20 protein-coding genes are annotated in these 26,412 nt (G+C 48.1%); 8 read left to right on the top strand and 12 right to left on the bottom strand.

Going from position 1 to position 26,412, the window contains the following annotated elements; translation table 11 throughout:
- Positions 1-62: 62 nt before the first annotated feature.
- The gene (locus KFE96_RS05755; RefSeq protein ID WP_255835034.1) at positions 63-3,182 is read right to left on the bottom strand and encodes an efflux RND transporter permease subunit; all 3,120 of its coding nucleotides are present in this window, start codon (positions 3,180-3,182) and stop codon (positions 63-65) included.
- Between the two features lie 12 nt (positions 3,183-3,194).
- Complete coding sequence (locus tag KFE96_RS05760; protein ID WP_255835035.1) at positions 3,195-4,379, bottom strand: efflux RND transporter periplasmic adaptor subunit; 1,185 nt, start codon at positions 4,377-4,379, stop codon at positions 3,195-3,197.
- A 286-nt stretch (positions 4,380-4,665) separates the two neighbouring features.
- On the opposite strand from KFE96_RS05760, the gene KFE96_RS05765 reads away from it, so the two are divergent.
- On the top strand, positions 4,666-6,240 hold the full coding sequence (locus tag KFE96_RS05765) for a PAS domain-containing sensor histidine kinase (protein WP_255835036.1): 1,575 nt from the start codon (positions 4,666-4,668) through the stop codon (positions 6,238-6,240).
- 16 nt (positions 6,241-6,256) lie between these two features.
- On the opposite strand, the gene purD is transcribed toward KFE96_RS05765, so the two are convergent.
- The gene (purD, locus tag KFE96_RS05770; RefSeq protein ID WP_255835037.1) at positions 6,257-7,531 is read right to left on the bottom strand and encodes a phosphoribosylamine--glycine ligase; all 1,275 of its coding nucleotides are present in this window, start codon (positions 7,529-7,531) and stop codon (positions 6,257-6,259) included.
- Between the two features lie 111 nt (positions 7,532-7,642).
- Here purD and xseA point away from each other — a divergent pair, with 111 nt between their 5' ends.
- Genes xseA through KFE96_RS05785 form a run of 3 tightly spaced genes read left to right on the top strand, consistent with a single transcriptional unit; the run spans position 7,643 to position 10,642 of the window.
- Positions 7,643-9,094: an exodeoxyribonuclease VII large subunit gene (xseA, locus tag KFE96_RS05775; RefSeq protein ID WP_255835038.1), complete on the top strand. Its 1,452-nt coding sequence runs from the start codon at positions 7,643-7,645 to the stop codon at positions 9,092-9,094.
- 42 nt (positions 9,095-9,136) lie between these two features.
- Entirely contained in the window at positions 9,137-9,940 is an 804-nt protein-coding gene (locus KFE96_RS05780) for a M23 family metallopeptidase (RefSeq protein ID WP_255835039.1), read from the top strand.
- Between the two features lie 18 nt (positions 9,941-9,958).
- Positions 9,959-10,642, top strand: a complete 684-nt coding sequence (locus KFE96_RS05785; protein ID WP_255835040.1) for a TorF family putative porin — start codon at positions 9,959-9,961, stop codon at positions 10,640-10,642.
- 2 nt (positions 10,643-10,644) lie between these two features.
- Here KFE96_RS05785 and KFE96_RS05790 read toward each other — a convergent pair whose 3' ends face one another.
- The 3 genes from KFE96_RS05790 to KFE96_RS05800 form a co-directional block, all read right to left on the bottom strand.
- Positions 10,645-12,654 carry a HAMP domain-containing sensor histidine kinase gene (locus KFE96_RS05790; protein WP_255835041.1) on the bottom strand — a complete coding sequence of 670 codons (2,010 nt, stop codon included), beginning with the start codon at positions 12,652-12,654 and terminating at the stop codon, positions 10,645-10,647.
- A 301-nt stretch (positions 12,655-12,955) separates the two neighbouring features.
- Entirely contained in the window at positions 12,956-13,813 is an 858-nt protein-coding gene (locus KFE96_RS05795; protein ID WP_255835042.1) for a 3'(2'),5'-bisphosphate nucleotidase CysQ, read from the bottom strand.
- A 21-nt stretch (positions 13,814-13,834) separates the two neighbouring features.
- On the bottom strand, positions 13,835-15,184 hold the full coding sequence (locus tag KFE96_RS05800) for a TldD/PmbA family protein (RefSeq protein ID WP_255835043.1): 1,350 nt from the start codon (positions 15,182-15,184) through the stop codon (positions 13,835-13,837).
- A 217-nt stretch (positions 15,185-15,401) separates the two neighbouring features.
- On the opposite strand from KFE96_RS05800, the gene KFE96_RS05805 reads away from it, so the two are divergent.
- Positions 15,402-16,373 (top strand): GNAT family N-acetyltransferase, encoded by a 972-nt coding sequence (locus KFE96_RS05805; RefSeq protein WP_255835044.1) that lies wholly within the window; start codon positions 15,402-15,404, stop codon positions 16,371-16,373.
- Between the two features lie 3 nt (positions 16,374-16,376).
- Here the strand turns inward: KFE96_RS05805 and KFE96_RS05810 are convergent, their stop codons facing one another.
- Positions 16,377-16,952 (bottom strand): LemA family protein, encoded by a 576-nt coding sequence (locus KFE96_RS05810; RefSeq protein WP_255835045.1) that lies wholly within the window; start codon positions 16,950-16,952, stop codon positions 16,377-16,379.
- A 24-nt stretch (positions 16,953-16,976) separates the two neighbouring features.
- The gene (locus KFE96_RS05815) at positions 16,977-18,005 is read right to left on the bottom strand and encodes a hypothetical protein (RefSeq protein WP_255835046.1); all 1,029 of its coding nucleotides are present in this window, start codon (positions 18,003-18,005) and stop codon (positions 16,977-16,979) included.
- A 190-nt stretch (positions 18,006-18,195) separates the two neighbouring features.
- On the opposite strand from KFE96_RS05815, the gene KFE96_RS05820 reads away from it, so the two are divergent.
- A complete protein-coding gene (locus tag KFE96_RS05820) occupies positions 18,196-19,677 on the top strand; it encodes a catalase (protein WP_255835047.1) in 1,482 nt (493 codons plus the stop codon).
- 118 nt (positions 19,678-19,795) lie between these two features.
- On the opposite strand, the gene KFE96_RS05825 is transcribed toward KFE96_RS05820, so the two are convergent.
- The gene (locus tag KFE96_RS05825) at positions 19,796-20,692 is read right to left on the bottom strand and encodes a hydrogen peroxide-inducible genes activator (RefSeq protein ID WP_247015394.1); all 897 of its coding nucleotides are present in this window, start codon (positions 20,690-20,692) and stop codon (positions 19,796-19,798) included.
- A gap of 237 nt (positions 20,693-20,929) precedes the next feature.
- On the opposite strand from KFE96_RS05825, the gene KFE96_RS05830 reads away from it, so the two are divergent.
- Both KFE96_RS05830 and KFE96_RS05835 read left to right on the top strand, forming a co-directional pair.
- Positions 20,930-21,463 carry a peroxiredoxin gene (locus KFE96_RS05830; RefSeq protein WP_247015392.1) on the top strand — a complete coding sequence of 178 codons (534 nt, stop codon included), beginning with the start codon at positions 20,930-20,932 and terminating at the stop codon, positions 21,461-21,463.
- 163 nt (positions 21,464-21,626) lie between these two features.
- The gene (locus tag KFE96_RS05835) at positions 21,627-22,157 is read left to right on the top strand and encodes a carboxymuconolactone decarboxylase family protein (protein WP_255835049.1); all 531 of its coding nucleotides are present in this window, start codon (positions 21,627-21,629) and stop codon (positions 22,155-22,157) included.
- A 543-nt stretch (positions 22,158-22,700) separates the two neighbouring features.
- Here the strand turns inward: KFE96_RS05835 and KFE96_RS05840 are convergent.
- Genes KFE96_RS05840 through KFE96_RS05850 form a run of 3 tightly spaced genes read right to left on the bottom strand, consistent with a single transcriptional unit; the run spans position 22,701 to position 26,386 of the window.
- Positions 22,701-23,687 carry a type II secretion system F family protein gene (locus KFE96_RS05840; protein ID WP_247015388.1) on the bottom strand — a complete coding sequence of 329 codons (987 nt, stop codon included), beginning with the start codon at positions 23,685-23,687 and terminating at the stop codon, positions 22,701-22,703.
- A gap of 1 nt (position 23,688) precedes the next feature.
- On the bottom strand, positions 23,689-24,678 hold the full coding sequence (locus KFE96_RS05845) for a type II secretion system F family protein (protein WP_255835050.1): 990 nt from the start codon (positions 24,676-24,678) through the stop codon (positions 23,689-23,691).
- A 10-nt stretch (positions 24,679-24,688) separates the two neighbouring features.
- The gene (locus KFE96_RS05850; protein WP_255835051.1) at positions 24,689-26,386 is read right to left on the bottom strand and encodes a CpaF family protein; all 1,698 of its coding nucleotides are present in this window, start codon (positions 26,384-26,386) and stop codon (positions 24,689-24,691) included.
- Between the last annotated feature and the right edge of the window lie 26 nt (positions 26,387-26,412).

Here is a 26,412-nt window from a genome sequence, read left to right on the forward strand (position 1 = left end):
CGAGGCAAATAAAAAAGGCTGCGAAATTCGCAGCCTTTCTTGTTTCTTTAAATCAGCGCTGATTATTCAGCTGGTGCGCCTTGGCTAATGCGCTTACCGCGGCCTTTAATGCGGCTCTTCAGGTTACTGAAGAAGCTGCCAAGGTCTTCGCCAATTGCATAAAGTGCAGGCACCATAAACAATGTTACGAAGAAGGCGATAAGTACACCAGAAGCAAGGGATACAACGATTGGCTTCAGGAATGCTGCCTGAATTGATTTTTCAAGCATCATTGGAACAAGGCCAACAAACGTTGTTACCGATGTTAGAAGGATAGGGCGGAAACGCGCCACACCTGCTTCTACCACTGCTTCATAAGCATTCAAGCCACGCTCACGCAGACGGTTACAATAATCCATAAGTACAAGGTTATCGTTCACCACTACGCCAGCTGCTGCGGCGATACCGAAGTAGCTGAAGATTGCCATAGTAAGATCAGCTGTGAAGTGACCGAATACCGCACCGGCAAACGCATACGGGATTGCCACAAGGATTGCGATTGGCTGCCAGTAGCTCTTGAAGGCAACAGCAATCAGCATGTACATCGCGAAAATCGCCATCAGGTAAAGTTTGATAACCTGAGAAACGAAACGTGCTTCACCTTCAGCCTGACCAATAGAGCCACGGATAAGACCTGGGTATTTTTCTTCCCACTGTGGGAAGAAGTTCTTTTCCAGGTCTTCCATGATTTCGCCGCGCTTGTTTTCTTTCATGTCAGCAGAAACACGTGCTGCACGGTTGAAGTTCCAGCGCTGAATGCTCTTGATGCCAGGTGCAAACTCTACCTGAACAACAGATAGAAGCGGTACTTCACGGCCATCATTTGTACGGATACGCAGATGCTCAAGGCTTTCCACACTGCGGCGGTCGCTCTTAGGCAGACGAACCATTACTTTTACGTCCTGACCAGCACGCGGCAGGCGTTGTACTTCTTCACCGAAGTATGCCTGACGAACCTGACGAGAAACGTCAGCAAGGTTAAGGCCTAGTTTCTCTGCACCAGGGCGCAATGTTAGGCGAATTTCCTCAGAAGCAGCTGCAAGGTTGTTACGTACATCATAAAGAATGTCGTACGTACGCATCTTGTCTTCAAGGTCAGCTACCGCTTCACGAAGGATATCAAGGTCAGGGTGACGAACAGAAAGTTCGAAGCCCGGGTCGTTGTTTCCATCTTTATATTCAACGGTTACTGATTTGGCATCTGGGACTTCACCAAGTAGTTCGCGAAGACGAATAGCGGCATCTTTTGTAGTAAGGGTACGCACCTCTGGCGGCGCAAGCTTCACAATCGCAAGAATATTTTCTGCGCGTGAGCGAGTGTACCAGTTTTCAATAAGAGTACCTTTTTTACCTTCTTCCGCTTCTACTTCTTCTACAAGTGTGCGCTCAGCATCCTGAAGCTGCGTTAATACTTCGAGAGCACGGCTGTATGGAGAACCTTCAGGCATGTTCACATTCACTCTGATTTCATCTTCTTCGAAATCAGGGTTGAAGCTTTTCTTCACAAAACCAGCATTGAAGAGAGTCATAGCAGTCATAAAGATAGCAATGAAGATAGCAGTAGTTAGATAACGGTTGTTAACTGACCACTGGCCCATGCCGCGATAGTGGTTTTCAGCAAAGCTGATAATACCGCCAGCAATTTTCTTCTGGAACTTGCCAAAGGCACCAACCTTCTCACGTGGTTTCAGGTGTGAAAGGTGAGCAGGTAGAATAAGAAGAGATTCTACAAGCGAGAAGAATAGAGCAGTGATAACCACCCATGTAATATGGCGTGTAAATTCACTTGTTGAACCATCAATCATAATCCACGGAACGAACGCGATAATTGTGGTTAGAACCGCGAATACCACCGGCTTGGCAACAAGCTGTGTACCAAATACTGCTGCGGTAATACCGCCACCAGTTTTCTGGCTTTCTGTGTGAATACTTTCACCCACTACAATGGCATCATCCACTACAATCCCCAGCACAAGCAGGAAGGCGAATGTTGAAAGCATATTGATGGATACATCAAGTGCAGGCAGGAATACGAAGGCACCAGCATATGCTGTTGCAATACCAGCTGCTACCCAGAAAGCCACCTTCGGGCGTAGTGACAATAATAGTACAATCAATACCAGAATAAGGCCAGAACCAGCGGCATTAGTGATTGTTGTCATACGGCCATTGTAGGCTTCGGCTTCATCAGTCCAAAGCGTAAGAGAAGCACCTGCTGGTAAAGATTCTTGACGCTTTTCAATCCATTCATTTACAGACTGGGAAGCTTTTACAATATCCATAACCTCTGTGGTCATCACTTGCAGTAGTACTGCGGGCTTGCCGTTAAGAGTTGCAAGGATATCGAAATCTTCAAAACCATCTACTACAGTTGCTACATCTTTCACGCGGATTGTACCGCCATCAGGCTGTTGACGAACAATGATTTCGCCGAACTCTTTTTGCGTATCCGCGCGGTTACGAATTGCAATTGTATAAGCACCGGCATCTGTCCGAACATTACCACCAGAAAGGTTGATAGAGCTGTTGCGGATAGCAGTAGCTACATTTGCAAAAGAAAGATTATAGCGGCGCAGATTTTCCTCGGAAACTTCAATTGAAACTTCTTCACGGCGAACACCAAACAATTCTACCAGATTTACCCCTGGTAACTGAGCAGCTTCACGGCGCAGCTTTTCCGCCAAACGTTTCAAATCACGTTCAGGTAGTTGTCCGGAAAGGGCCACACGGATAAATTCATCTCTGTTTACCCACTGTTGAACCTGTGGTGGTTCAATATCACGCGGGAAACTAGAAATGGAATCTACACGGATTTTCACATCGTTCATGAACTGTGTGAAATCAACACTTTGCTCTGCAAGGATATATACCGCACCGAACCCTTCAGATGAAGAAGAGCGAACCCATTCAACATTATCAAGGTCACGCACAGATTCTTCAATCCGGGCTACGATTTGGTCTTCCACTTCAGTTGGGCCAGCGCCAGGCCATGCCACCTGAATTTGAAGGCCAGGGAAACGTACCTGTGGGAACATTTCCTTTTCCATGGACGTAAAGCCGAAAATACCAGCCAAGATGATACCAACCATCAATAGGTTAGCAGCAACGGTATTACGCGCCCACCATTCAATTAAACCATTCATGTTGGCCTCCCCTTATTCTGAGGTAGTGTTTTGGGCGTCAGCAGTCTTTGTAATGGCTTCTACTGTCATGCCCTCAACCGCAGATAATACAGGTGATGTCACCACTTGGTCACCTGGCTGCACGCCTGATGAAACATAAAGGTGATCACGTGTTGTCGCCATAATGTCTACTGTACGGATTTGTAGTTTGCTATCGCTGATTACGTAAACCTTGTCTTCGCTTCTAAGAGCCAGACGAGGCAGTACCATTGCGTTGCGCGGTGCAACACCTTGGATTTCAGCGTTTACAAACATACCCACTGCTAGCGGTACATTATGATCTGCTGCGGCACCGTACGGATCGTTCACTTCAGCGATTGCGTACACAAGGCGTGTCTGCTGATCGATGGAAGCATTGATGCGTACGATCTTACCTTCCCACTGGAAAGTTTTTGTGCCCATGGATGCTGAGAATGTTACGTTCGGCGCCGGAATTTCACCAGCGATAAAGCCGATTGGCAGGTTTAGTTCAGCAAGTTGGGCATCTGTAAGCGGTAGTCTTACTTCAACAGTATCTGTTGCGAATACCCGACCAAGCTGTGTGCCCTGCGATACAAACTGACCAAGACCAATGCTGCGCTCTGCGACACGGCCTTTAAATGGCACTGAAATTGTTGTGCGAGCTAAGTTGAGTTTAGCTGTTTCAAGGTCAGCTTCTGCCGCACGCATATTCGCCTGAGCTTCAGCAACCTGTGGTGCGTTTAGGGCTAGGGGGGTTGGTGTTCCGTCTTTAACCCAGTCTTGCCACTGCTTCTTTTTGATGCGGGCATCAGCAAGTTGGCGCTCCAGCTGCACTTTAGCTTGTGCTACACGAGCTTCCTGGCTGATTACGGCAAGTTTATAATCTGAGTCATCGATCTGGATGAGTGTTGTATTTGGCTCGAAGGCGCCGCCTTCCGCGAATACATCAGAAACTTTAACGATGCGTCCATTCACCTGCGGCACAAGGTTGATTTGTGTCTTGGGCGTTACTTCGCCTTGCGTGGTAACGGAAAGTGTTACATTTTCCGCACGAACTTGCTCAACATACAGGGAAACCGTACGTGGCGCTTCTGGCGTAGTTTCTGGAGCTTCTTTCGATGCTGCAAGCACATTTAAACCAATGGCGGCAGCCACAACGACCGAAATAGGCGCTGCAATCTTTGCAATCTTCCTCACTGCTATCCTCGCATATGTTAGTGTGGCTTTGTGCCACTTCTTATTTATCTTTTTCGTTATATAACAGTCGGCCTCAAGAGTCGACCTTTAAATTATTTAGGAAACTTAACCTAAAATTACGAGTTATATTTTATAAGCTCTTGAAAAGTATGTGGAATAGTATTTCAATGGTGAACATGTGCATGAACGTCCATGTTTGGTGAGCATGTTATGTGTAGTAAGGATCGATGAGATGTTGGGCGTATGTCTTTATGTTTACACGATTCTTTCATTTGGGGTTTAGCTAGTGTCGCAGGGTTCAGATACGCAAAATCAAGGTGAGGAAGCTGTTAAAAGAAACAGCAGGCCCGAGATGGCGATGCTCCTTGATGCTATTACAGAATGTGTTTTTGTAAGTAACAGAGAGACAATGTTATTTATGAACGGTGCAGCGAAGGCATTGTTCACTGATACAGATGCAGAAAATATCAGCGATTTATCATATTTTATGGGATGGGTTTTCCCTGAAGATCGCGTTCTTCTTCAACAAAAACTCGAAAATTGCCTTGAAGGTAAATCTGACGGCGGCACGTTTGAATTCCGTTTCCTTGTGAACTCAACTGAAATGCGCTGGTTCCGTGGAACCGTGAAGCCTGTCGTTTGGGAAGGCCATGAAGCTGTTGTTGCATCGCTTTATGACGTGACAGACCAGAAGGAAGTGGCGCATGCTCATGACCGTTCTGAGCAGTTATTCCAGAATATTTTCCGTATTACCCCTGAGGTTATGTTGCTCTCAAGCCTCACAGATGGCCGCATTTTTGATGTAAACCCGGCTTTCCTGAATGTGTTTGGTTACCGCAGAGATGATGTTATTGGACGCACATCCGAGGCGCTCGGTATTTGGGCGGACTCGACCTTCCTTAACAGGTTTGTGGAAGAACTGAAGATGACAGTTTCCATGACAAACGTGCCAGCAACGGTGCGTACGCGCGGCAATATGATCAGGCATTTTCAGTTGAATGCGCAGAAAATTGATCATGCTGGCGAACAGCTTCTTTTACTTATTGGCCGCGATGTAACGGATGAACTTATTCAGGCGCAGGAACTGCAGCGAAGTAAGGATTCGGCGGAGCTTGCGAACCGTGCAAAGTCAGAATTCCTCGCAAATATGAGCCACGAGCTTAGAACGCCACTGAATGCAATTCTTGGATTTGCTGAAATTCTTAGAGACCAGATTATTGGGCCGATAGGGAATGATCGTTACTGTGAATATGCGCAGGATATACATGAAAGTGGTACGCATCTTCTTTCCATCATTAACGATATCCTTGATCTGTCGAAGGTGGAAGCAGGGCGGCTTGAAGCGTATCTACACTGGATTGATCCAACCAATAGCCTTGATATGTGTATGACACTCGTGCAGCAGCGCGCGTTTGAAAATGATATTACGCTTGAGAAGGATATGGACGAGACAGTTGAGCTTGAGGCTGATCAACGCCTTATCAAGCAGATTGGTTTGAACCTTCTTTCAAATGCTGTGAAGTTTACCGAGCCGGGCGGACATGTGAAAATGTGCCTGTCTCGTACAGGGAATGCGGGGCTGTGCCTCAGTATCTCTGACACGGGTATTGGTATGACACCAGATGAAATTAAAATCGCGAAGCGTCCGTTCGGGCAAGTGGATACCAGCCTGAGCAAGCGTCATGAAGGCTCTGGCCTTGGCTTGCCCCTGGTGACTGCATTTACTGAAAAACTGAATGCTACGATGACAATCGATAGCCAGCCAGGTATCGGCACACGGGTAAATATCCTGTTCCCGCCTGAGAAGGTGCGAGAGAAAGTTAAAGATAGCTATGAAGATGAAAGCCTAGATCAAATCTAGGCTTTCGGTTGTTTGATTAAGCTTTTTCACGGGCAACAGCACGCCAGCCGATATCTCGGCGGCAGAAGCCATCATCCCATTTAAGTGTATCCACAGCAGTGTAAGCTTTGGCTTGAGCTTCAGTAACAGTTTCACCAAGGGCGGTTACGTTTAGAACACGTCCGCCAACGGCAAGTACATGGCCGTCTTCCTGCTTTGTGCCCGCGTGGAAGATTTTTGCGCCCGTTGCTTCTGCGGCTGTAAGGCCTCTGATTTCTGTACCTTTTTTGTAAGAACCCGGATAGCCGTTCGCGGCCATCACAACAGTAAGGGCAACTTTATCGTTCCAGCTTGCAGTGTGCTCCGCCAGCGTGCCGTTAGCTGTCGCTTCAAGAAGTGGAATGATATCACTATCAAGGCGTGACATCAGTACTTGGCATTCAGGGTCACCAAAGCGGCAGTTATATTCTATAAGTTTAGGGCCGGTATCAGTGATCATAAGCCCCGCGAAGAACACACCAGTATAAGGGTGGCCCATATCAGCCATGGCTTCTGTGGTCGGCAGGATAATTTCCTTCATCACCCGTTCGCACATATCATCTGTCATTACTGGCGCCGGGGAGTAAGCGCCCATGCCGCCTGTGTTGGGGCCCGTATCGCCTTCACCAACGGCTTTATGATCTTGTGCAGTGGCAAGCGCGAGCGTGTTCGCGCCGTCACACAGTGCGAAGAAGCTGGCTTCTTCGCCTGTCATGAATTCTTCCACTACAACTTCAGCACCCGCATCGCCGAATGCACCGTCGAAAATATAATCAACAGCATCCAGTGCTTCATCGAGCGTCTGCGCGATAATCACACCCTTACCAGCGGCCAGGCCGTCAGCCTTAATAACAATCGGTGCACCCTGTTTGCGGATATAATCTTTCGCAAACTCCGGATCTTCAAAGCGGCCGTAAGCGGCTGTTGGGATACCATATTTGGCGCACATATCTTTGGTGAAGCCTTTTGACCCCTCCAGTTGTGCGGCACCCTTGGTTGGGCCAAAGGCAAGAATGTCTGCGGCTTTCAGATCATTCACGAGGCCGGCAACCAGTGGTGCTTCCGGGCCAACAACAACCAGATCAACTTCATGATCACGGCAGAATTCAATCACTGCACTATGATCTGCTGCATCAAGTGTGACACAGTTTGCAACATCAGCGATGCCGCCGTTACCCGGTGCGCAGTAGAGAGTTTTCAGGAGTGGACTTTGTGCGATCTTCCATGCCAATGCATGTTCACGGCCCCCAGAGCCGATCAGCAAAATATTCATAATTTTTTGCCCTATCGTGTGGTGTAAGCTTGTAGGCTGGCTCCTTGTATCATAGGTTCACTGTGAAACAAGCACATTGATAGATTCTTTTTAATCGAGCGAACTTCTTTTATGGCCTCTAATGAAGCAACCACCAATGCCCATGAATTTACGGTTAGTGAGCTATCTGGCGCGTTAAAGCGCACAGTAGAAGATCGTTTCGGATATGTAAGGGTTCGAGCCGAACTATCAGGCGTGAAGCGCGCGGCATCTGGCCATATCTACTTTGCGCTAAAGGATGATAGCGCGGTGATGGACGGTGTTATGTGGCGCGGTAGTGCGACGAAACTTTCCTTCGTGCCCGAGGATGGGCTTGAGGTGGTAGCATCGGGCAAGCTAACCACTTATCCGGCACGCTCAAAATATCAGATGGTTGTGGACCGGATGGAACCAGCGGGTGCTGGTGCCTTAATGGCGCTTCTTGAAGAACGCAAAAAGAAACTGGCGGCAGAAGGACTGTTTAATCCTGACCGGAAGAAACCAATCCCGTTTTTACCGAGAGTGATTGGCGTGGTTACATCGCCAACAGGAGCTGTGATCAGAGATATTCTTCACCGTCTGAATGATAGGTTCCCCCGGCACGTAATGGTTTGGCCTGTGTTGGTGCAGGGTGAAGGGGCTGCTGATCAAGTGGCAAAAGCCATCGAAGGTTTTAATGCCATTGACGGTTCAGGCAATTTACCAAGGCCTGATCTTCTGATTGTAGCCCGTGGCGGCGGATCAATTGAAGATTTGTGGGGGTTCAATGAAGAAGCTGTAGTGCGTGCAGCAGCAGCTAGCGATATTCCGCTTATTTCAGCTGTTGGTCACGAAACGGATACCACGCTTATTGATTATGCTTCTGACTTGAGAGCTCCAACGCCCACAGGTGCAGCAGAGATGGCGGTGCCGGTTCGTGAGGAGTTGAACTACACGGTAGCTGATCTGGGGCGCAGGCTATCAGGCCTGAAAGTAAGCATGATTGCTGACCGTGCGGAGCGCGTGAAAGGCCTTGCGCGCGGTCTTCCAAGCCCTCGCGATTTGTTGGGGCTGGCGTCTCAGCGGTTTGATGAACTTTCTGATCGCCTGCCGCGCGGCCTGCAGAATGTAACTCAGAAAAAAGATATCCAGCTAAGCAGGCTAGCTGGTGGTTTGGGCGCCGGGCGTTTGGTCCAGATGAAGAACTTTAAAGGTACTCAACTGGAAGCTACTGCGAAGCGGCTCGAACCTGCTTATGAACGCAAGCTGGCTGATTTGTCACAGCGTTTAAACAGTGCAGGCCGAATGCTTGAAAGCCTTTCTTATGAACGTGTTCTGGATCGTGGTTTTGCCCTTGTTGAGGATGCTTCTGGTAAGCCGGTTGCTTCCTCAGGTGAACTCCATGCTGAACAACAGGTAAGTGTTCGCTTTAAAGACGGCACGCGCGGCATGAAAGTGTTGGATGGTGAACCTGTTGAAACAGTTGAAGCGCCAAAACCGGCTCCAAAGCCAAAAGCGAAGCCGAAAGCCAAACCACAAAATACCAATCAAGGTAGTTTGTTCTAGAGTGTCAAAATTCCGCCCATATTGTCTGGTGAAAATGCGCCCATGAAATATTTAAAACACATTCTTCTACTTCTGGCATTTTATAGCTCAGTTGCTGAGGCGACCGAGCTTAAGGGAGATATTGCCCAAGGCGGTCTTGTTTGGGGGCAGCTCAAGCACGGTGCAGAACTGCGGCTAGACGGTAAACCTGTTTATGTGGGTAAAGAAGGATATTTCGTTTTCGGCTTCAGCCGAGATGCGGCGGATACGGCAACGCTGGTTATTCTTCACAGAGATGGCAGGCGCGAAGAGCGCACGTTGAATGTAGCGCAGCGTAAGTTCAATATTGAACGGATTGAGGGCTTGCCGCCTAAAACTGTAACACCACCAGAAAGCTGGACCGAACGGCGTAAGGTGGAAACTGGTCGTGTGCGCAAAGCCCGTGCCGCTCGTGCTGTAACACGCCTTGATTGGCTGAATGGTTTTATTAAACCAGCTGAAGGCCGTTTTTCCGGTTTCTATGGCAGCCAGCGTATATTGAACGGTAAACCGCGCAGCCCGCATTATGGGCTTGATATCGCTGGCCCTGTGGGTACACCGATTGTAGCACCAGCGGGCGGTATCGTTACACTTGCAGCACCTGATTTTCTCCTCGAAGGGGGAATAGTGATTATTGACCACGGCTACGGTGTTTCTTCCACACTTTTCCATATGAACAGTGTTGATGTGCAGGAAGGGCAGCGTATCGAACAGGGAGAGCTGATTGGAACTATCGGTTCCAAAGGCCGTTCAAGCGGGCCACATGTAGATTGGCGAATTAATTGGGGTAATGTGCGGCTTGATCCGCTATTAACTCTTGAAGAATAAAAGCGACAGGGATTTTCTGTGAAAAATATCTTTATCGGTTCAGCACTGGTTGTAGCTGCGAGTGCAGGTGCTTTTGCTCAGGATAGTGAAAGCGTTTGGTCCTTGGATGGGTATGTAGCATTAGCGACGGATTACCGGGATCGTGGCCTGACACTTTCTGATCGCGATCCATCCTATTATGGTTCCCTTTCACTATCCCATGAGAAGGGATGGTTCTTTGGTGTTGATGCAGCTCGTATTGATGACCAGCGTGGCGGCGATGTACGCACAGAATTTTTCGCGGGTTACCAGATTGATGCAGGTGATTTCATTTATACTCTTTCAGCGGAAGTTGATGCGATCCACGGTAATGGCAGCCAATATTACCCGGAGTTCAAGGCCTCTATTGCACGAGATTTCGGGCTTGCTTACATCAGTTCCGGTTTTTCAGTAGCACCTGACGGACGCTGGAACACACCAGATGTAGATAGTTACTATAGCTATGTGGACCTTGAAGTGCCGGTACCAACCATGCCTGAACTCACGCTGATTACCCATGTGGGGTATGATATTCGCGATGGCCGTTCTGATTTGTGGGATTGGTCAGCAGGGCTTTCAATCTTTGTGAATGATTTTGAGCTCACGCTTACGTTTGAAGATAACAGTCTTGATAACCGCTTAAGCAATGGCCAGTTTATCGTAGGTACCAAGTTCTACTTCTAAGTTTATGAAGCCAGCTCGGTGCTGTCACAAACGTCAGATGCGCCTTTAAAATCACAGTCATCACAGTGGCTTGTGCGTAGTCCGCCAGAACGTTCTGACGGGAAGGTAATCAGTACACTGGTGCCGATATTTTTATAGGTGTTGATCTTCAGTGTGCCGCCGTGAAGTTCTACCAAATCTTTCACCAGGGGCAAGCCCAAGCCTGTCCCTTCGTGGCTTCTGGTGGAAGTAGTTCCTGCTTGTCCAAATGGAGTTAAAGCGATTTTCAGTTCTTCAGGTGTCATGCCTGAGCCTGTGTCTGATACTTCAATCTGAATACAGCCATCATCCAGTATAAGGCCGAGCATTTTTACGCTGCCATAAGCGGGGGTAAATTTTACACCGTTACTTAAGAGATTAAGCAGAATCTGTTTTAGCAGGCGCCTGTCAGCCTTCAGGTAAGGTACCTCATGATCAACAACCACAGAGATGGTTATTTGCTGCGTTAGAGCTTTTGGCTCTAGTACTGCTTTCACATCTTGAAACAGGGAGCATAGATCAATTTTTTCTTCAAGTAGCTGAAGCTTGCCGCTTTCAATTTTTGAAAGGTCCAGAATATCGTTGATGATATCAAGAAGGTGCGTACCACTATTATGAATATGGCCCACATATTCTTCATATTGGCGGGCGCCCAGTTTCCCAAAAACCTGATGAGACATCATCTCAGAGAAGCCCAAAATAGCGTTGAGCGGTGTTCTTAGCTCGTGGCTCATGTTAGCCAAAAATTCAGACTTTGCCTGATTGGCCGTACGGGCTTCTTCAATGCTCTGAGTTAACTGCCGAGTATGTTTGCGCTGTTGGAAAAAGATGATAATTACACCAATAGATCCAAGGAAGATTGCAACCCATGTTGCCCTCAGGTAAGCGGTTTCAGCAGCTTCCAGTTTAGATTCTGTTTCCTGTTTTGCGATAATAACCTGCAAGTTGGACTGCAGTTCAGCAAGGCTGTCACGGAAGGTGGCTGTTTGATTGCTGAGCTGTTCCTCACGAGCTTCATCAAGTAGTTTAAAGGCCTCGTTTGTTTGGCCACGAGATGCTGCAATAAAAGCGTGCGTCAGTTTCTTGGTCGTTTCAAAATAAGCTAGGCCGGCTTCCGGATTGTTGGTGTAAAAGCTCTCTTCAAGAGCAAGCCTTTCCTCAGCTTTTGCCGGGTTTCCTAGGCGTGCGTAATTTAGAGCGGTAAGGCCATTTATATTGGCAATATGCTGTGGTGTAGCGCCTTTATCGGTAAGTGTGAGACTTTTTTCGCCATATGTGTTGGAAGCTTCATAGTTCCCTTGTGTGTACTCAAGCAGGGCTAACCCAAAATAGAGATAAAATTCATTCGAATAGTTTTGAGTTTGGTCCATTATAGCCTTTAGCGTTTGATACGCGAGTGCAGCCTCTTCGAAATTCCGTTCGTTTGTTAGCGAAAGTGCTAGATTGTAAACAATAGTTTCTCGATCAATAGCCAGATTTGACCGCTGTGCTGTTTGAAGGGCTTGACCATAATATTTTATAATACCGTTTATATCGTCAGCGGCACCGTAACTGAAAGCTATGGTATTTAAAGCTATCATGCGTAGTTTGTCGCTTGATGGCGTTTGATCGAGAGTTGGTTCAAACTGTACGAGCCGTGCAATACCTTCGAGATAATTCCCGGTTTCTGGCCCTAAATTCGCTTCAACAGCATCAACGAAAAATACAAGCTCTTCAGTACCGCGAACTTGAGCAAGTTTACGTGTTTGGGCAAAAATATCCCGTGCATTGGTGTAATCCCCTTCAAGCGAAAGCGCATTTGCGTTTGCGACTTCAGAATATACTCTAAGTTCCACATCCGGGAGGCTGAAAGAGAGCGGCAGGGCTAGTTTTGAATATTTATACTGGCGTTCAATATCGCTCATATCTATGGCGGTATAGAGGATGTCTTTATAAAGCGCTGCAAGTTCTTGGTCGGTTTGAACTCCAGATAACTGGCCTTCCAGTTCCCGCATGTGAAGGAAGGCGTCATTTTGTTCGGCATCTTGAAAAGATGTTAAAAAAGCTTTGGTTTTTTCAAGTGATTCTGAAGTGGGGGTATTATTTTGGGCATGAATAGCGGTGTTCAAACAGAAAGTAACTGTCTGAAATGTAAATAAAAAAACAAACAACCTATATATATGGCGCCAGTTCAGCATGAATTCACCAACTCTACACTATGCGACCCCATCTAATTTTTATCTGTAAAAAGGAAATTGAAAGTTAACAAGAGCCAGTTTTAGTAAAAACAGTTCTACTTGATTTATAAATAGAAAATCACTTGTTTCTATTTCGCCATTTCTCAAGCGCTGGCGTAACACGGTCCATAATGGAAGGAATCAGGTTAGGGCAGGATGCTACGATATGAGCGTGAAGTGGTTTCTTGCGGTTGAAGAGCAATCTGTCTTGATCACCAGTTGTAAGGAGCCCGCCAGCTTCTTCCAAAATCAAGTCTGCAGCAGCTACATCCCAATCATTCTTGGGTCTAAGGGTTACACAGCAATCAAACTGCCCATCTGCGATCTGGCATATTCTTAGGGCGATGCTGTTGGCTTGTTCTGTATGCATGCCTTCAGGCCAAGGCACTGGCCAGAAAGGACTTGTATGCTTGAACGCTTCCGGATCGCCCATCATGCGGGCTTCATCAAGGGTGGCGTTACAGCTTACGGCAATTGGCTTGCCGTTCAGGGTTGCCCCTTTGCCGCGCTGAGCAAAATAAAAGGCGTTTTTAACAGGTGCGTAAAAGGCGGCGATAACTGGTTTCTGGTCTTGCACAAGGGCAACTGAAATACCCCAGTTTTCTCCGCCAGCCAGGAAATCGCGCGTGCCATCAATTGGGTCCACGATCCAGAGCCTGCCACACCGAAGCCGTTCAGGCTGATCTTCAGTTTCTTCAGAAAGCCATCCGTACCCCGGACGGTTCTGCATAAGTGTGGTGCGGAGAAATTCATCAACCGCCATATCAGCTTCTGAAACTGGGTTGTCGGGGGATTTATCCCACTGGTGGATATCACCACGTACAAAATAGGAAAGCGCAATACGGCCAGCTTCTTCTGTCACATGCTGCACCAGATTTGCTTCCTCGGTTAGATCCCAAGGGCAACTATCTTCATCAAATGGTGCAGCGTTTGACACTCTGAAAACTTTCTTGCTGGCTTATGTTCCCGCTACCATCATGCCGTCAATACGAACGGTTGGGGCGTTGGCACCGTATTTAAACTCAAGGTCTGATGCTGGCACAAGAGCCATGAACATATCCTTAAGATTGCCAGCAATTGTAAATTCGCTCACGCTTTCGGTGATCTCGCCGTTTTTGATCATGAAACCTGACGCGCCGCGGCTATAGTCACCTGTTACGCCGTTTACACCCATGCCGATAAGCTCGGTGATATAAATACCGTCAGCGATATCAGCCATCAGTTCATCAGGGGAAAGGGTGCCAGCTTCCATATAAAGGTTAGTGGTGCCAATGCCGGGGGCGGAAGATGTACCGCGTGATGCGTGGCCCGTTACTTCCATTTCAAGTTGGCGTGCGGTGGCGCTGTTCAGTGTCCATGTTTTCAGCATGCCACCCTCTACAAGGTTGGCTTTCTGAACTCTTACACCTTCACCATCAAACAGTTTGCTTGAAAGCCCTCGTTTCATCAGCGGGTTATCCACAATGGTAACGCCGTCTGCGAACACGGCTTCACCAAGCCGGTCTTTCAGAAAGCTGGTGCCGCGCGCAACAGCGCCGCCTGAAATAGCACCTGCAAAATGCCCGAGCAGCGAGTTCGCCACCCGTGGGCTGAAAATCAGTGGTTTCTGCCCACTTTCTGCTTTGGATGGGTTCAGGCGTTTAACGGCAAGTTCACCCGCTTTTGTACCAATAGCAGCAGCACTTTCCAGATCAGAAAAATGGCGGGTGGATGTGAAATCATAATCCCGTTCCATGCCGGTGCCTTCGCCAGCAACCGCTGAAACGCTGGATGAAAAACTGGAACCTTTATAGTGGCCTGCAAAACCGTGGCTGGTCACGAGATCAATCGCCCAACTGCTGGCTGATGCCCCAGCGCCTGGTGATGTGGTTACCCCTTCAACAGCGCGGGTTGCTTCCTCGGCTTCACGGGCAATTTCCGCCAGTTGTTCGGCGGATACTTCTGTATCATCATAGAGATCAAGTTCAGCAAACGGGCCTGTGTGAAGTTTATCTTCGGGTGCAAGGCCGCAATATTGGTCTTCCGGCACAGCGCGTGCCATAGCAAGCGTGCGCTCTACCACTTCTTTCAGGTTATCAGCGCTGCGGTTGCTGGTGGAAACCATCGCCTGCTGTTTGCCGATCATCACACGGAGACCAATATCTTCGCCTTCAGAGCCTTCAACATCTTCCATCTGGCCTTCACGCCAGGAAACACCTTTTGAGCGTGCATCAACGGCAACCGCATCGGCTGCATCCGCACCGCCTTTAAGCGCTGCTTTTACCAGATCATCAAGCAAGTTGAGGGTGCTGTCAGAAGACTTAGACATCCAAAAATCCCCATGTGAGAAATTACCAAATACAGAAGCCACAATAAGCCACAGAAGAGGGTAGTTTACAAGATACCCTTTGGTGAATTGTTTTAATTCGCTGGGATTGGGAATAGCGAAATGGATTAATACTTTGCAATCGATGATATAAACTGCATGCTACTTCTTATTCATACCCAACTATAAGAACTTTATGCCCATACGCCTGAAATCCATAATGTTGAATGATTTGGAAGCGTTCCACGCGCAGCTGAATGATCCGCTTGTAGCGCGGAACAGCAGTACAATCCCGCATCCGGTAACACTGGATTTTGCCAAGGAAAGGCTTATCAGCCGCGGCAGGGATGAGCGGCTTTTGTTTAATATGTTTCAGCGCGGCATTTATGATGGTGACGTGCTTGTGGGCAGCGGTGTTTTGTTCATCAATCCAAAAGATGAATGGGAAATTGGGTATTTCATAGGGGCTGATCACCGAGGAAAAGGCTATGCAACAGAGGCCGCGAAGGCTCTTCTGAAATTAGCACAGCAACTGGAACCCAGACGAGCAATTACAGCAAGGTTTGGGAAAGATAACCCGGCATCCGGGCGTGTTCTTCAAAAAATCGGTTTTGTATTCGATAGCGAAGAGATGGTGAATTCTATCTCACGGGGTGCATCCTATCTAAGTGTGAAGGTGCGGTATCCAAAGGAGGTAGAGCCTGATGGTATTATGCTTACCAGTTTTGAAACACTTGCAGATATCGAATGGGTATACAGCCTTAATGAAGATCCAGAAGCTTTACTTATGGCGGGTATTGCTGGCGAGGTGATTGATAAAGCCAGCTTTGTGAAAGCAATGCAGGATGATTTGGCTGATCCTCAAAGCAATACTTATATGTTTCTCATCAGAAAGAATGGTGAGCGCGCGGGATATATTGATCTCTCTCCCGCACAGGGCGGAAAGGTGGCGCTAGGCTACTGGATTGACCGGAAATTCTGGGGGCAGGGTATTGCAGGGCGCGCGGTGGCAATGCTGTTGCAGGCGCAGCCTGATGTGATGCGGCGTCAGCCACTTTTCGCGAGGGTGCTGGACGGTAATGAGGCGTCTATTCGTATTCTTGAAAAACTGGGGTTTGAGACGATTGGCCGGAACAGTTATTATTCCGGCCCCCACAAAGGTAATGTTCAGCAAACAATTTTCAGGCGCTGAGTATTATTCCTGTTCAAGCGTGAAACCGATACTCTCCGCCGCTTCCGTGTTGGTGAACGGTTTGTATGGTGTTTGTTTGGCACCCATGCCGTTTACCAAATTGTTTGGGAATATCTGAATGCCGCTGTTGAAGGCTTCCACGTTCCCGTTAAAAATGCTGATAGCCGCTGAGATATTATCCTGCAGCTCGGAAATTTCTTTCATCAACCCTTTGGTAACACCAGCCATTTCCAGATTCGGGTAGGCTTCCATAGCAATATTAAAACTGCCAAGCATGCTTTGGGTGCGGGCTTCAATTTGTGCCAGTTGGCTTGTGTCTACATCGCTGGTGTTCGCAAGAGAAAGCGTGCTTCTAAGCGCAGTGATTTCTTCAAGTAACTTTGCTTCATGTTCCTGATATTGGCCCGCAACACGTTCAAGTTCAGGCAGCGTTTTGTTTTTCTGCCGTTCGTATGTGATGACATCTGACCATGCGCGTACTACCATGTTTTTCCGGCGGATAATGCCGTTGTTGATGATGATAAAGCTGATTATCAAAACGGCTGGAATTAGTAGCCAGATAAAGAGTGTTGGATCCATGTTTATGCCTTCCTTGTGGGTAAGTTAGCTAAAATTATCATCTGAATATTTCATCAGTTTTTCTATGAATGCGAGAGCGGCAGTTAGCCTTGGCTGGCTGGCTTTGCCTTCAATCTCGGCTGCAAATTCTTTGGGTTGTTTCAGGCTGAATTCCCTGTTTATCCGGATGGTGTCGCTATTACCGAAGGAAAAGCACAGATCACCACTGTCGTTGAATTCTAGCACTATTTCACTAAGCGCATCGCCGGCTGCTTCAATTGCCTGAAGCACTGCGGGTTTCAGGAACTTCACGACTTCCATTTCGCTGTCAAAATTCACGGAAAACTTTTTGTTGAAGCTGATCGAGCTGGTTTTATAGCCAGTCTGGAACAATTTCAGATATTTTTCGGCGATATCTATATTGCGGGCGTATCTGAACGGTACGATGAAACCATAACGGTGATGATGATCATATACGGTTTTGGTTCTTACATTCCCTTTGCTGTCCGTGGTTGTTACACGGCGGCGGTCTACATAATGGAAATGATAATAATTATAGTTGAAGCTATTTTCTTCGCCTTCATGCTTACCTTCCAGCCACTGTTCAATCAGGCGCTGGTGGTTCCCTTTTCTGAAAGAAGTGAAACGACCCGCCAGCTCCTTGGCTTTGTCCGGTGCATGAACTCTTATTTCTTGCAGGTTATAATCAAAAAGCGTGCTGCGAAAATGGATACGGTCAGATAGTTTATCAAAGCTTGCTCTGCGTTGGTGCCAGAAGCTGCCGTATATGACCAAAACCAAAACTAAACCGCCCAGCGGGACGAAGAGATATTCTTCCGGTACCTGTATGAAATACAGAGCTGCCCCGATGAGTATAAATAAAGCAGCAAAAATGCTGGCGAACATATTCAGGCGCTGGTTATCGTATGCAACTGGCTCTGGGAATTGTTCTAAGCGCTTGATGGCGGTGATTAGCTCATCATCGGAAGATGCTCCTTCCGCCCTTAGTTTTACTTCTATTAATATTGATTCAAGCCGTTTGTTATGTGGCTTTGAAGCGGATGATGCTTCCATATTTCCCCCGATTAGCAATGAATGCCGTAAGGTTTATATAAGAAGCTTCTCTGGCGGTTACAAAGGGCTTTTCTAAGTTTGGTGATAATTAATCGTATTTATCGATTGAAATTTAAAATTTAATAAATTTGCCAAATTAATTGGTTGAGCATATCTTGGTTTTACAGACACAAACCAAGAGGATGAGACCATGTCAGGAAACACTCCAAATATTCTTACCACAGCGAACGGTGCTCCCGTTGCTGATGATAATAACAGTATTTCAGCTGGCTCTCGTGGCCCGCTAACTTTTGATAATTTCCGCCTGATGGAAAAGCTGGCGCACTTTAACCGCGAACGCATTCCTGAGCGTGTAGTGCACGCCCGCGGCAGTGGTGCATACGGCACATTCACACTTACAAAAGATTTAAGCGATTATACCATCGCCAACTTCCTTCAGGGTGAAGGCAAAGAAACGGAGGTGTTCGTTCGTTTCTCCACAGTAGGCGGCGGCCAAGACAGCAGCGATTATGCTCGTGATCCGCGCGGTTTCGCTGTGAAGTTTTATACAGAAGAAGGTAACTTTGATCTTGTTGGTAACAACACGCCTGTATTCTTTTTGCGTGATCCATCAAAGTTCCCTGATTTTGTGCACAGCCAGAAGAAAAACCCGCGTACAAACACGCCAGATGCATCTGCGGTGTTTGAATATTGGGCAAACCACCCGCAGTCTTTGCACCAGTCAACTATTCTGATGTCAGACCGCGGTATTCCAGCAAGCTATCGCCACATGAACGGCTATGGTTCTCATACTCTTAGCTTCTGGAATGATCAGGGCGAGCGTGTATGGGTGAAATTCCACCTGAAAACGGACCAAGGTATTAAAACACTACGTGGTAGTGAAACAGCTGGCCTGCCTGCATACGGCGCGCAGGAAGATTTGGTGAACTCGATTGATGCAGGTGATTTCCCGAGCTGGACTGTGAAAATCCAGATCATGACAGAGACTGAAGCGAGAACATACCGCTACAACCCGTTTGATCTGACGAAAGTATGGCCGCATTCAGATTTCCCGCTTATTGAGATCGGGAAAATGGAATTGAACCGCAACGTGGATAACTATTTCGCGGAAACAGAGCAATCAGCCTTCACACCGTCAAACCTTGTGCCGGGTGTGGGCGCATCGCCTGATAAGATGTTGCAGGCACGTTTGCTGGCATATCCTGATGCCCAGCGTTACCGGGTTGGTGTGAATCACCAGCAGTTGCCTGTGAATGCACCGAAGTGCCCAGTGCACCACTATCAGCGTGATGGTGCGATGGCAGGTATGGTGAAATGTCCTGTGACAGGCCATGCGGCAAACCAAGGTAGCGGTGCCAACTTCTTCCCGAATGATCGGGCTGCAGAAGGTGCACCAGTGCCGAAGCCATCAGTGATGGAGCCGCCAATGCCACTTGAAGAAGATGCATGGGTTGGTTACCACGAAAGCCGCGATGAAGATAACTTTACGCAGGCTGGAGAACTGTTCCGTATCATGACGGAAGATCAGAAGAACCAGCTCGCTGAAAATATCGCAGGTGGCCTAAGCCAGGCATCTGAAAGTGCACAAGTGCGGATGCTGGAACAGTATGCAGCAGCGGATGTAGATTATGCTGCACGCGTTAAAAAAGCGATTGAGGCCCTCAAGGCCTAAATCAACGAGAAATCCTCGGGAGGGGTGCGGAGCTGTCTGGAATTTGCCGCACCCTTAAAGAACCGCCAACCCTGTTGTTTCCTCAAGGGTTGGCGGTGTTCTTATGCCTTGAGTTTGTTTAGTGAACCCAGGCGTTTTTAATCACTTCACCAAGTGCTTTGAAGGTTTCAGCCCGAGGGTTGGTTTTCCGCCAAATGAGGCCAATGGTGCGCGTAGGGTTAATATCTTTAAATTCCACAATATCCACACCTACATTATCCGTAAGGCCGGCATCCACTGCCATCTGGGGCAGTAAGGTTGTGCCGTGGCCAGCCGCTACCATTTGCAGAATTGTCGGCAAGCTGGTGCCTGAAAGTTCCCGGCGGGCCTGATTACCAACAAGCTGGCAGGCATCAAGCGCGTGGTCGCGCAGGCAGTGGCCTTCCTCAAGCAGTAGTAAGTTGCTGTTATCGAGCTGGGCAGTGGTGATTTCCTTGCCCGGAGCTGTGTCTTCGGGGAAAGCGGCGACAAAACCATCATAAAAGAGCGGCATTTCGGCAGCGTCACCACATGCGAACGGCAGCGCGTAAAGAACAAGATCCAACTCGCCAGAGCGCATCAGGTCACAGAGATCAGCAGATTTATCTTCCCTGAGGTGCAATTCAAGGTCCGGTAGTTCTTTTTGCAGGGCAGGCATTACCTTCGGCAGCAGATACGGTGCGATCGTGGGGATAATACCGAGGCGGACAATACCCTTCAGTGGATCTTTGGCGGATGCTGCCATGTCAGTGAGGTCATCCACATCGTTCAGGATTTTGAGGGCACGATCCACTACCTCCTCACCAAGAGCTGTAAACATCACGCTTCTTTTGGTGCGTTCCACCAGTTGTGCGCCCAGCAGGTTTTCAAGTTCCTGCAGGCCAGCGGACAAGGTTGACTGGGTCACATGGCTGCTTTCCGCGGCACGACCAAAATGGTTGGTTTTATGAAGGGCTACCAGATAGCGCAGCTGCTTTAAGGTGGGAGGAAAGCTCATTTACCTGTCCGATCAAAAAATATCTATATAATTTATTCAGTCGATTATGTTTCGAAAGCTTCTGAAACGCAAGCTATTCAACGGGTTCGTTATTATATCGTTAAAAACGATTACAGAATATATTTTAATCGGTTGGATTGTTTTATCTTCTGCATGCATATTCATTTCAACAGGCAACGACAGCGAGACAGCGACAGGCCTGAAACAGATTTGATTATATTAGAGGATACCAAGACCATGCTTACTATCGGTGATAAAATTCCAGCGTTCGACCTTAAAGCAGTTGTTGATGCAAACATGCCTGCGGATGATTTTCCGCGTATTACAAATGAAAGCAATCCTGGTAAGTGGACAGTGCTTTTCTTCTGGCCAAAAGATTTCACATTCGTATGCCCAACTGAAATCATCGCTTTCAACGAGCTGAACGAAGAATTTGCTGATCGTGATGCGGTTCTACTCGGTGCAAGCACAGACACAGATTTTGTACACCTTGCATGGCGCCAGAGCCGTGATGACCTTGGTGAGGTTTCTTTCCCGTGGCTTGCAGACGTGAAGAAAGAGCTTTCTGACGGCCTTGGTATTCTGGACAAAGAAGAAGGTGTTGCACTGCGCGCTACATTCATCGCTGATCCAGACGGCATCATCCGTTATGCCGCTGTGAACGACCTTTCCGTAGGCCGTAACCCAGCTGAGGTTCTCCGCGTTCTTGATGCGCTGCAAACAGATGAACTTTGCCCATGTAACTGGAACCCAGGTGAAGAAACGCTCTAAGGCTTAATAACCCCCTAAGTTTCCCTGACGCAGGCTGCTCTACCCCCTCTGCAGCCTGCCTATGGCCCCGGCTTTTCCTCGCGTAATTTTCTTTTTAGCCGGGGCCATTCCTCCCCTTTTTCAATGCACCAGTTTTTGAGGCCGAGCCTCAGAGGATAGAGACATGTTAGATACAATTAAAAGCCAACTCCCAGCTTATGCAAAAGACTTGAAACTGAACCTTTCTTCGCTGATGCGTGAAGAAACACTATCAGTAGAACGCCGTTATGGTTCGCTGTTCGCAGCTGCTCTTGCTTCAGGCAATGAAACACTTATTAAAGCGTTTGCAGATGAAGCAGCCCAGCACTTGGACGCAGAAGAATTAGAAAATGTAAAAGCGGCCAATGCCATTATGGGCATGACCAACATTTACTATCGTTTCCTTCATATGGCGAAGGATGGTGAATATCAGCGTATGGCTGCAAACCTTCGTATGCAGATTATCGGTAAGCCACCTGCGGATAAAGTGAACTTCGAACTGTTCTCGCTTGTTGTTTCTGCTGTGAACGGCTGCGAATTCTGTGTGGCTGCACATGATGCAGAACTGAAGAAAGCTGGCCTGAACCGCGAAGAAATTCAGGCAAGTATCCGTATTGCAGCAACTGTGCATGCGGTGGCAGGTGTGCTGACAGGCGAGGAAACCCTCGCTGCTTAACCAGCAATAGATTGTGAGGCGTATGGATGACCCAGCAGAAAAATGCAGGTGTCGCCTGATTATTGTCATAATTCAGATGTTATAAGAAAGTGGGCTAGGTTTCTGGCCCGCTTTTTCTGTTTGGGGTTTCGTAAAATTTTGTCTGATTGATTTCTTTTATAGTTGTGAAATACAGCTAATAAGGGAAGTTTGCTTTAGACAAAAAAGTGGCCGGGAAATACCCGGCCCGAGTCACGACAGCGAGGATAGAGTAACCACGAGGCGTGGTTACAATATGGAGAGACGCAGCAAGGCCGCGCCCTCTCGCAAGAACTAAAAGACCAAATCTTGAGCGCGAGGTCAATGCCTTAGTCATAAGAATCGTGCAAATCCTTGAATTTCTGCGAAATTTTTGTGTTTTTGTGATCAGAAGGCACCGCTTTTTCCATCGAAAGATTAGTAAATACTGCTCAAATCATCTCTGCGACAAACTGTGCAGAAACTGCGAGGAGTTGTTTTGAGGGATGATTCGCCATTTAAAAGGCGAATCGGGTGATGGTGCGTTTAACCGCCTTTGTTGATGAAATCATCAGCCACTTTACAGGCCGCAGGGCCCATAAGTACTACAAAGAGTGTGGGCATGATGAAAACGATAAGTGGTACCGTAAGTGTGGCTGGCAAACGTGCCGCTTTTTCTTCTGCTTTCATCAGGCGTTCGTTCCTGAATTCCGCTGATAAGACGCGCAGTGAGGTAGCGAGCGGTGTTCCGTACCGTTCTGACTGGATAAGTGTTGTCACCACACCTCTAAGTGCAGGCACATCTACCCGTTCAGACAAGTTTACCAGCGCCTGTTTCCGTTCCGGCAGGAAACCCAGTTCAATAGCTGTTAGGGAAAATTCATCCGCAAGCTCAGGGTAAGCTCGCCCCAGTTCCTTTGCTACACGGTTTAAGGCGCTATCCAATGTTAAGCCAGCCTCCGCACATACAACGAGCAGATCAAGCGCATCAGGAAGCGCGAGACGAATGGCTTCTGTGCGTTTCTGTTTGGAATTGGTGATGTATATATCTGGCAACTTCAGCCCAAAGAACACCATCGCGATGGAGAAAACAGGGTAGAGGTTTTTATGCTCAGGCAGGCTACCCATGCCGTAAAATAGGATAATACCTATCAAGCCCATCAGAAGCGGTAAGGTAAGGCGCGCTACCTGATAAACCACCACAGCGTCGTTTGAGCGGTATCCAGCCTGCATAAGGGCTGCGGAAATTTTGCGAGTTTGTTCCGCTTGCAGAAGTTTGAATTTATCTGCAATCAAGCGCATTAAATTCATGCTTTCCACTTTTTTTACAGGTGAGCGTCGTTTGCTGCTTGTTACCAGGCCTGCTTTCAAAGCTTCCCGTTTATCTTGCAGGTTTTTTACCCGCCCTTTCATAGGGTCACGTACAATAGTGGTTTGGTAGAAGGCATACATTACAAGGAAGGCAACAAGTGCTGCGGCCATTGCGAGCAAGTCAATAATCGGAATTCCGAGTGTGTTCTCTATATCCTGCATGTTACACCTTGAAACTAATCATTCGAGACATGATGAACATGCCTATGCTCATCCATATCAGGGCAGCGATACCAGCGATTTTCGCTTTTGCGTGGGTGAAAAGCACGATGCCGTAATCATAGTTCAGCAGCATGATCACTCCGAGCATAATGAAAGGCAGCAGGCCAACAATCCATGCACTGGCTTTTGCTTCTGAAGACAAGGCTTTGATTTTTAATTTCATTGCCTGACGCTGCCTCAGGATATTAGCCAAATTTTCCAGCGTTTCACCAAGGTTACCACCTGTCTCCCGCTGTACGACGAGAGAGATAACAAAGAACTTAAAATCTGGCGTATCCAGCCTGTCTGCGGTTTCCCACAGTGCTTCTTCAAGCTGTTTACCAAGCCGCATGCTATCGGTGATTTTCTGGAATTCGGGACCTGTTGGTGCTGGAAGTTCCGTTGCCACGTTTGCAATACATTCGTTCACTGGCAGGCCGGATTTAAGACCACGCACCATAAGGTCCATCGCTTCGGGAAACTGCTTGGTGAATTTCCCGATACGGCCGTTGATCCGCATACTGAGAAACCAGTGAGGCAAGCCAATGCCAGCGATAATGCTCATGAGCAGCGAGAAAACCGGCGTGCTACCTGCCAGCAGTAGAGTGACTAGGGTAGCAACAGCCAAACCGCCAGATGTCATTGCATATCGGGAAAGGTTGGGTTCGAGGCCCGCCTTACTGAGCCGAATTTTAATCTGGTCTCTGCGCGGTAAAAGCTCGGCCAGCGTTGCTGCAAAACCAGTTTCCTTTTGGTTCAGGCGAATAGAGCGTGCCTGCTCGCCTTTCAGGGTTTTGCGGTCGTTAAAGCGCTCTTGAAAGCGGTCCAGCTTTTTCTGAGTTTCTTTTTTGCCTTTGTTCATAGACCCAAAGAGCGTGATAACAGCAATCAGTATGATCAGGCCGATCATGCCGCCAGCAAGAAGAAGGATATCGAGATTTCCGTTTTGCATGGCTCTGTCCTTATCCGTTCATTGCGTCCATCAAAGCACGGTCCAGACCGAAATATTCTGCTTTGGTAAGGAAGTGAGGACGAACGCCTGTGGAATTCCAGTTGCCAACTAGACGGCCGCTTTCATCTTCGCCGGTGAATTCATATTTGAACAAATCCTGAGTGGTGATGACATCACCTTCCATGCCAACAACTTCGGTTACATGAGTGGTGCGGCGGCCACCATCCCGCATCCGCTGAACTTGTACGATCATATCCAAACTTGAACTGATCTGCTCGCGAATGGCTTTTGCAGGCAGGTGGAGGCCCGCCATGTTTACCATGTTTTCGAGGCGGGTCAGCGCTTCCCGTGGGCGGTTTGCGTGAATGGTGCCCATGGAGCCATCGTGACCAGTGTTCATGGCCTGAAGCATATCAATCGCTTCACCGCCTCGAATCTCACCAAGGATGATACGGTCTGGCCGCATCCGTAGTGCGTTTTTAACCAGATCTCGCATTGTAATTTCGCCTTGCCCTTCAAGGTTTGGAGGGCGGGTCTCTAGGCGTACCACATGTGGCTGCTGTAGCTGTAGCTCAGCCGCATCCTCAATGGTAACAACCCGTTCACCTTTATCCACCATACGGGAAAGTGCATTGAGCATCGTTGTTTTACCGGAACCAGTACCGCCTGAGATCAAGATATTGAGACGACAAGCGCCAGCGATTTTAAGCAGTTTGGCAAGGGGGGCAGAAATACTGGCGAAATCCAGCATTTTATCCAGTGTGATCTTGTCCTTTGTGAATTTCCGGATGGAAATGGAAGCACCGTCAATGGCAAGCGGTGGAGCGATCACATTCACCCGGCTGCCATCTTCAAGACGTGCATCACAGATTGGGGATGTTTCATCAACGCGCCTGCCAACAGCTGTTACAATACGCTGCGCCACGTTCATCAAGTGCTGATTATCACGGAATGTTACGTCAGTAAGCGTAAGGCGGCCTTTTTGCTCCACATACACTTGCCGCGGGCCGTTCACCATAATATCGGAAATGGTTTCATCAGCGAGCAGTGGCTCCAGTGGGCCAAGGCCAAGCATATCATCAAGAAGAAGGGTAACCAGATCTCGCTGTTCTTTAAGGTTCAGGTTAATCTTTTCCTGAACGAGCAGTTCGCCCACTACTTCACCAACCTGTTCAGCAAGTTCCGGGCGCGGCAATTCAGCTGCCGCAGCTGGATCAATATGTTCCATCAGAAGCGGTTGGATATGCTCTTTTGCTTTAATCAGCGCTGCGGTGCCATCATCCTGCTTGTCGTTTGCGGCGTCCAAATCCATTGGAATATCGCCGATACGGCCAATCGCTGTTTCTGCTTCTGAAAGCAGATATAAAGCTAGTTCAGTATGTTGGCGTTCACTGAGAACAGCATTTTCCATCTGCGCACAGCGACCAATAAGCTGATCGATTTTCTTTTCCACATCTCCTTTAGTGGACATCCGGAGTTCATCTGCCGTGAAACTTTCGATAAGCATGGAACGGGCACATGTGGTAACGGCATCAATGTTTTCAGCACCGGTGCCTTCTGGTTCTGGGGTAGGCGGCATTGCTTCTGGTTGAAGTGGTTCAAGTGGAAATTCATCCGTAACACCCGGCGTACCAGGCATAGCTGCACGGCCAAAGCCGCCGCTTTTTTTAAGCCCCTGTCGTTTTTTGCCGAATGCCTGAGATTTCATACCTGAATGCCTGTACTTAGAACATG

Origin of the sequence: Kordiimonas sp. SCSIO 12603 (assembly GCF_024398035.1) — a bacterium.
GTDB lineage: Bacteria > Pseudomonadota > Alphaproteobacteria > Sphingomonadales > Kordiimonadaceae > Kordiimonas.

Coding starts and splice junctions, on each gene's coding strand:
- KFE96_RS05755 (WP_255835034.1), bottom strand. CDS start 3,182: ATGAATGGTTTAATTGAATGGTGGGCGCGTAATACCGTTGCTGCTAAC.
- purD (WP_255835037.1), bottom strand. CDS start 7,531: ATGAATATTTTGCTGATCGGCTCTGGGGGCCGTGAACATGCATTGGCA.
- xseA (WP_255835038.1), top strand. CDS start 7,643: ATGGCCTCTAATGAAGCAACCACCAATGCCCATGAATTTACGGTTAGT.
- KFE96_RS05780 (WP_255835039.1), top strand. CDS start 9,137: ATGAAATATTTAAAACACATTCTTCTACTTCTGGCATTTTATAGCTCA.
- KFE96_RS05790 (WP_255835041.1), bottom strand. CDS start 12,654: ATGCGGGAACTGGAAGGCCAGTTATCTGGAGTTCAAACCGACCAAGAA.
- KFE96_RS05800 (WP_255835043.1), bottom strand. CDS start 15,184: ATGTCTAAGTCTTCTGACAGCACCCTCAACTTGCTTGATGATCTGGTA.
- KFE96_RS05805 (WP_255835044.1), top strand. CDS start 15,402: ATGTTGAATGATTTGGAAGCGTTCCACGCGCAGCTGAATGATCCGCTT.
- KFE96_RS05810 (WP_255835045.1), bottom strand. CDS start 16,952: ATGGATCCAACACTCTTTATCTGGCTACTAATTCCAGCCGTTTTGATA.
- KFE96_RS05815 (WP_255835046.1), bottom strand. CDS start 18,005: ATGGAAGCATCATCCGCTTCAAAGCCACATAACAAACGGCTTGAATCA.
- KFE96_RS05820 (WP_255835047.1), top strand. CDS start 18,196: ATGTCAGGAAACACTCCAAATATTCTTACCACAGCGAACGGTGCTCCC.
- KFE96_RS05825 (WP_247015394.1), bottom strand. CDS start 20,692: ATGAGCTTTCCTCCCACCTTAAAGCAGCTGCGCTATCTGGTAGCCCTT.
- KFE96_RS05830 (WP_247015392.1), top strand. CDS start 20,930: ATGCTTACTATCGGTGATAAAATTCCAGCGTTCGACCTTAAAGCAGTT.
- KFE96_RS05835 (WP_255835049.1), top strand. CDS start 21,627: ATGTTAGATACAATTAAAAGCCAACTCCCAGCTTATGCAAAAGACTTG.
- KFE96_RS05840 (WP_247015388.1), bottom strand. CDS start 23,687: ATGCAGGATATAGAGAACACACTCGGAATTCCGATTATTGACTTGCTC.
- KFE96_RS05845 (WP_255835050.1), bottom strand. CDS start 24,678: ATGCAAAACGGAAATCTCGATATCCTTCTTCTTGCTGGCGGCATGATC.
- KFE96_RS05850 (WP_255835051.1), bottom strand. CDS start 26,386: ATGAAATCTCAGGCATTCGGCAAAAAACGACAGGGGCTTAAAAAAAGC.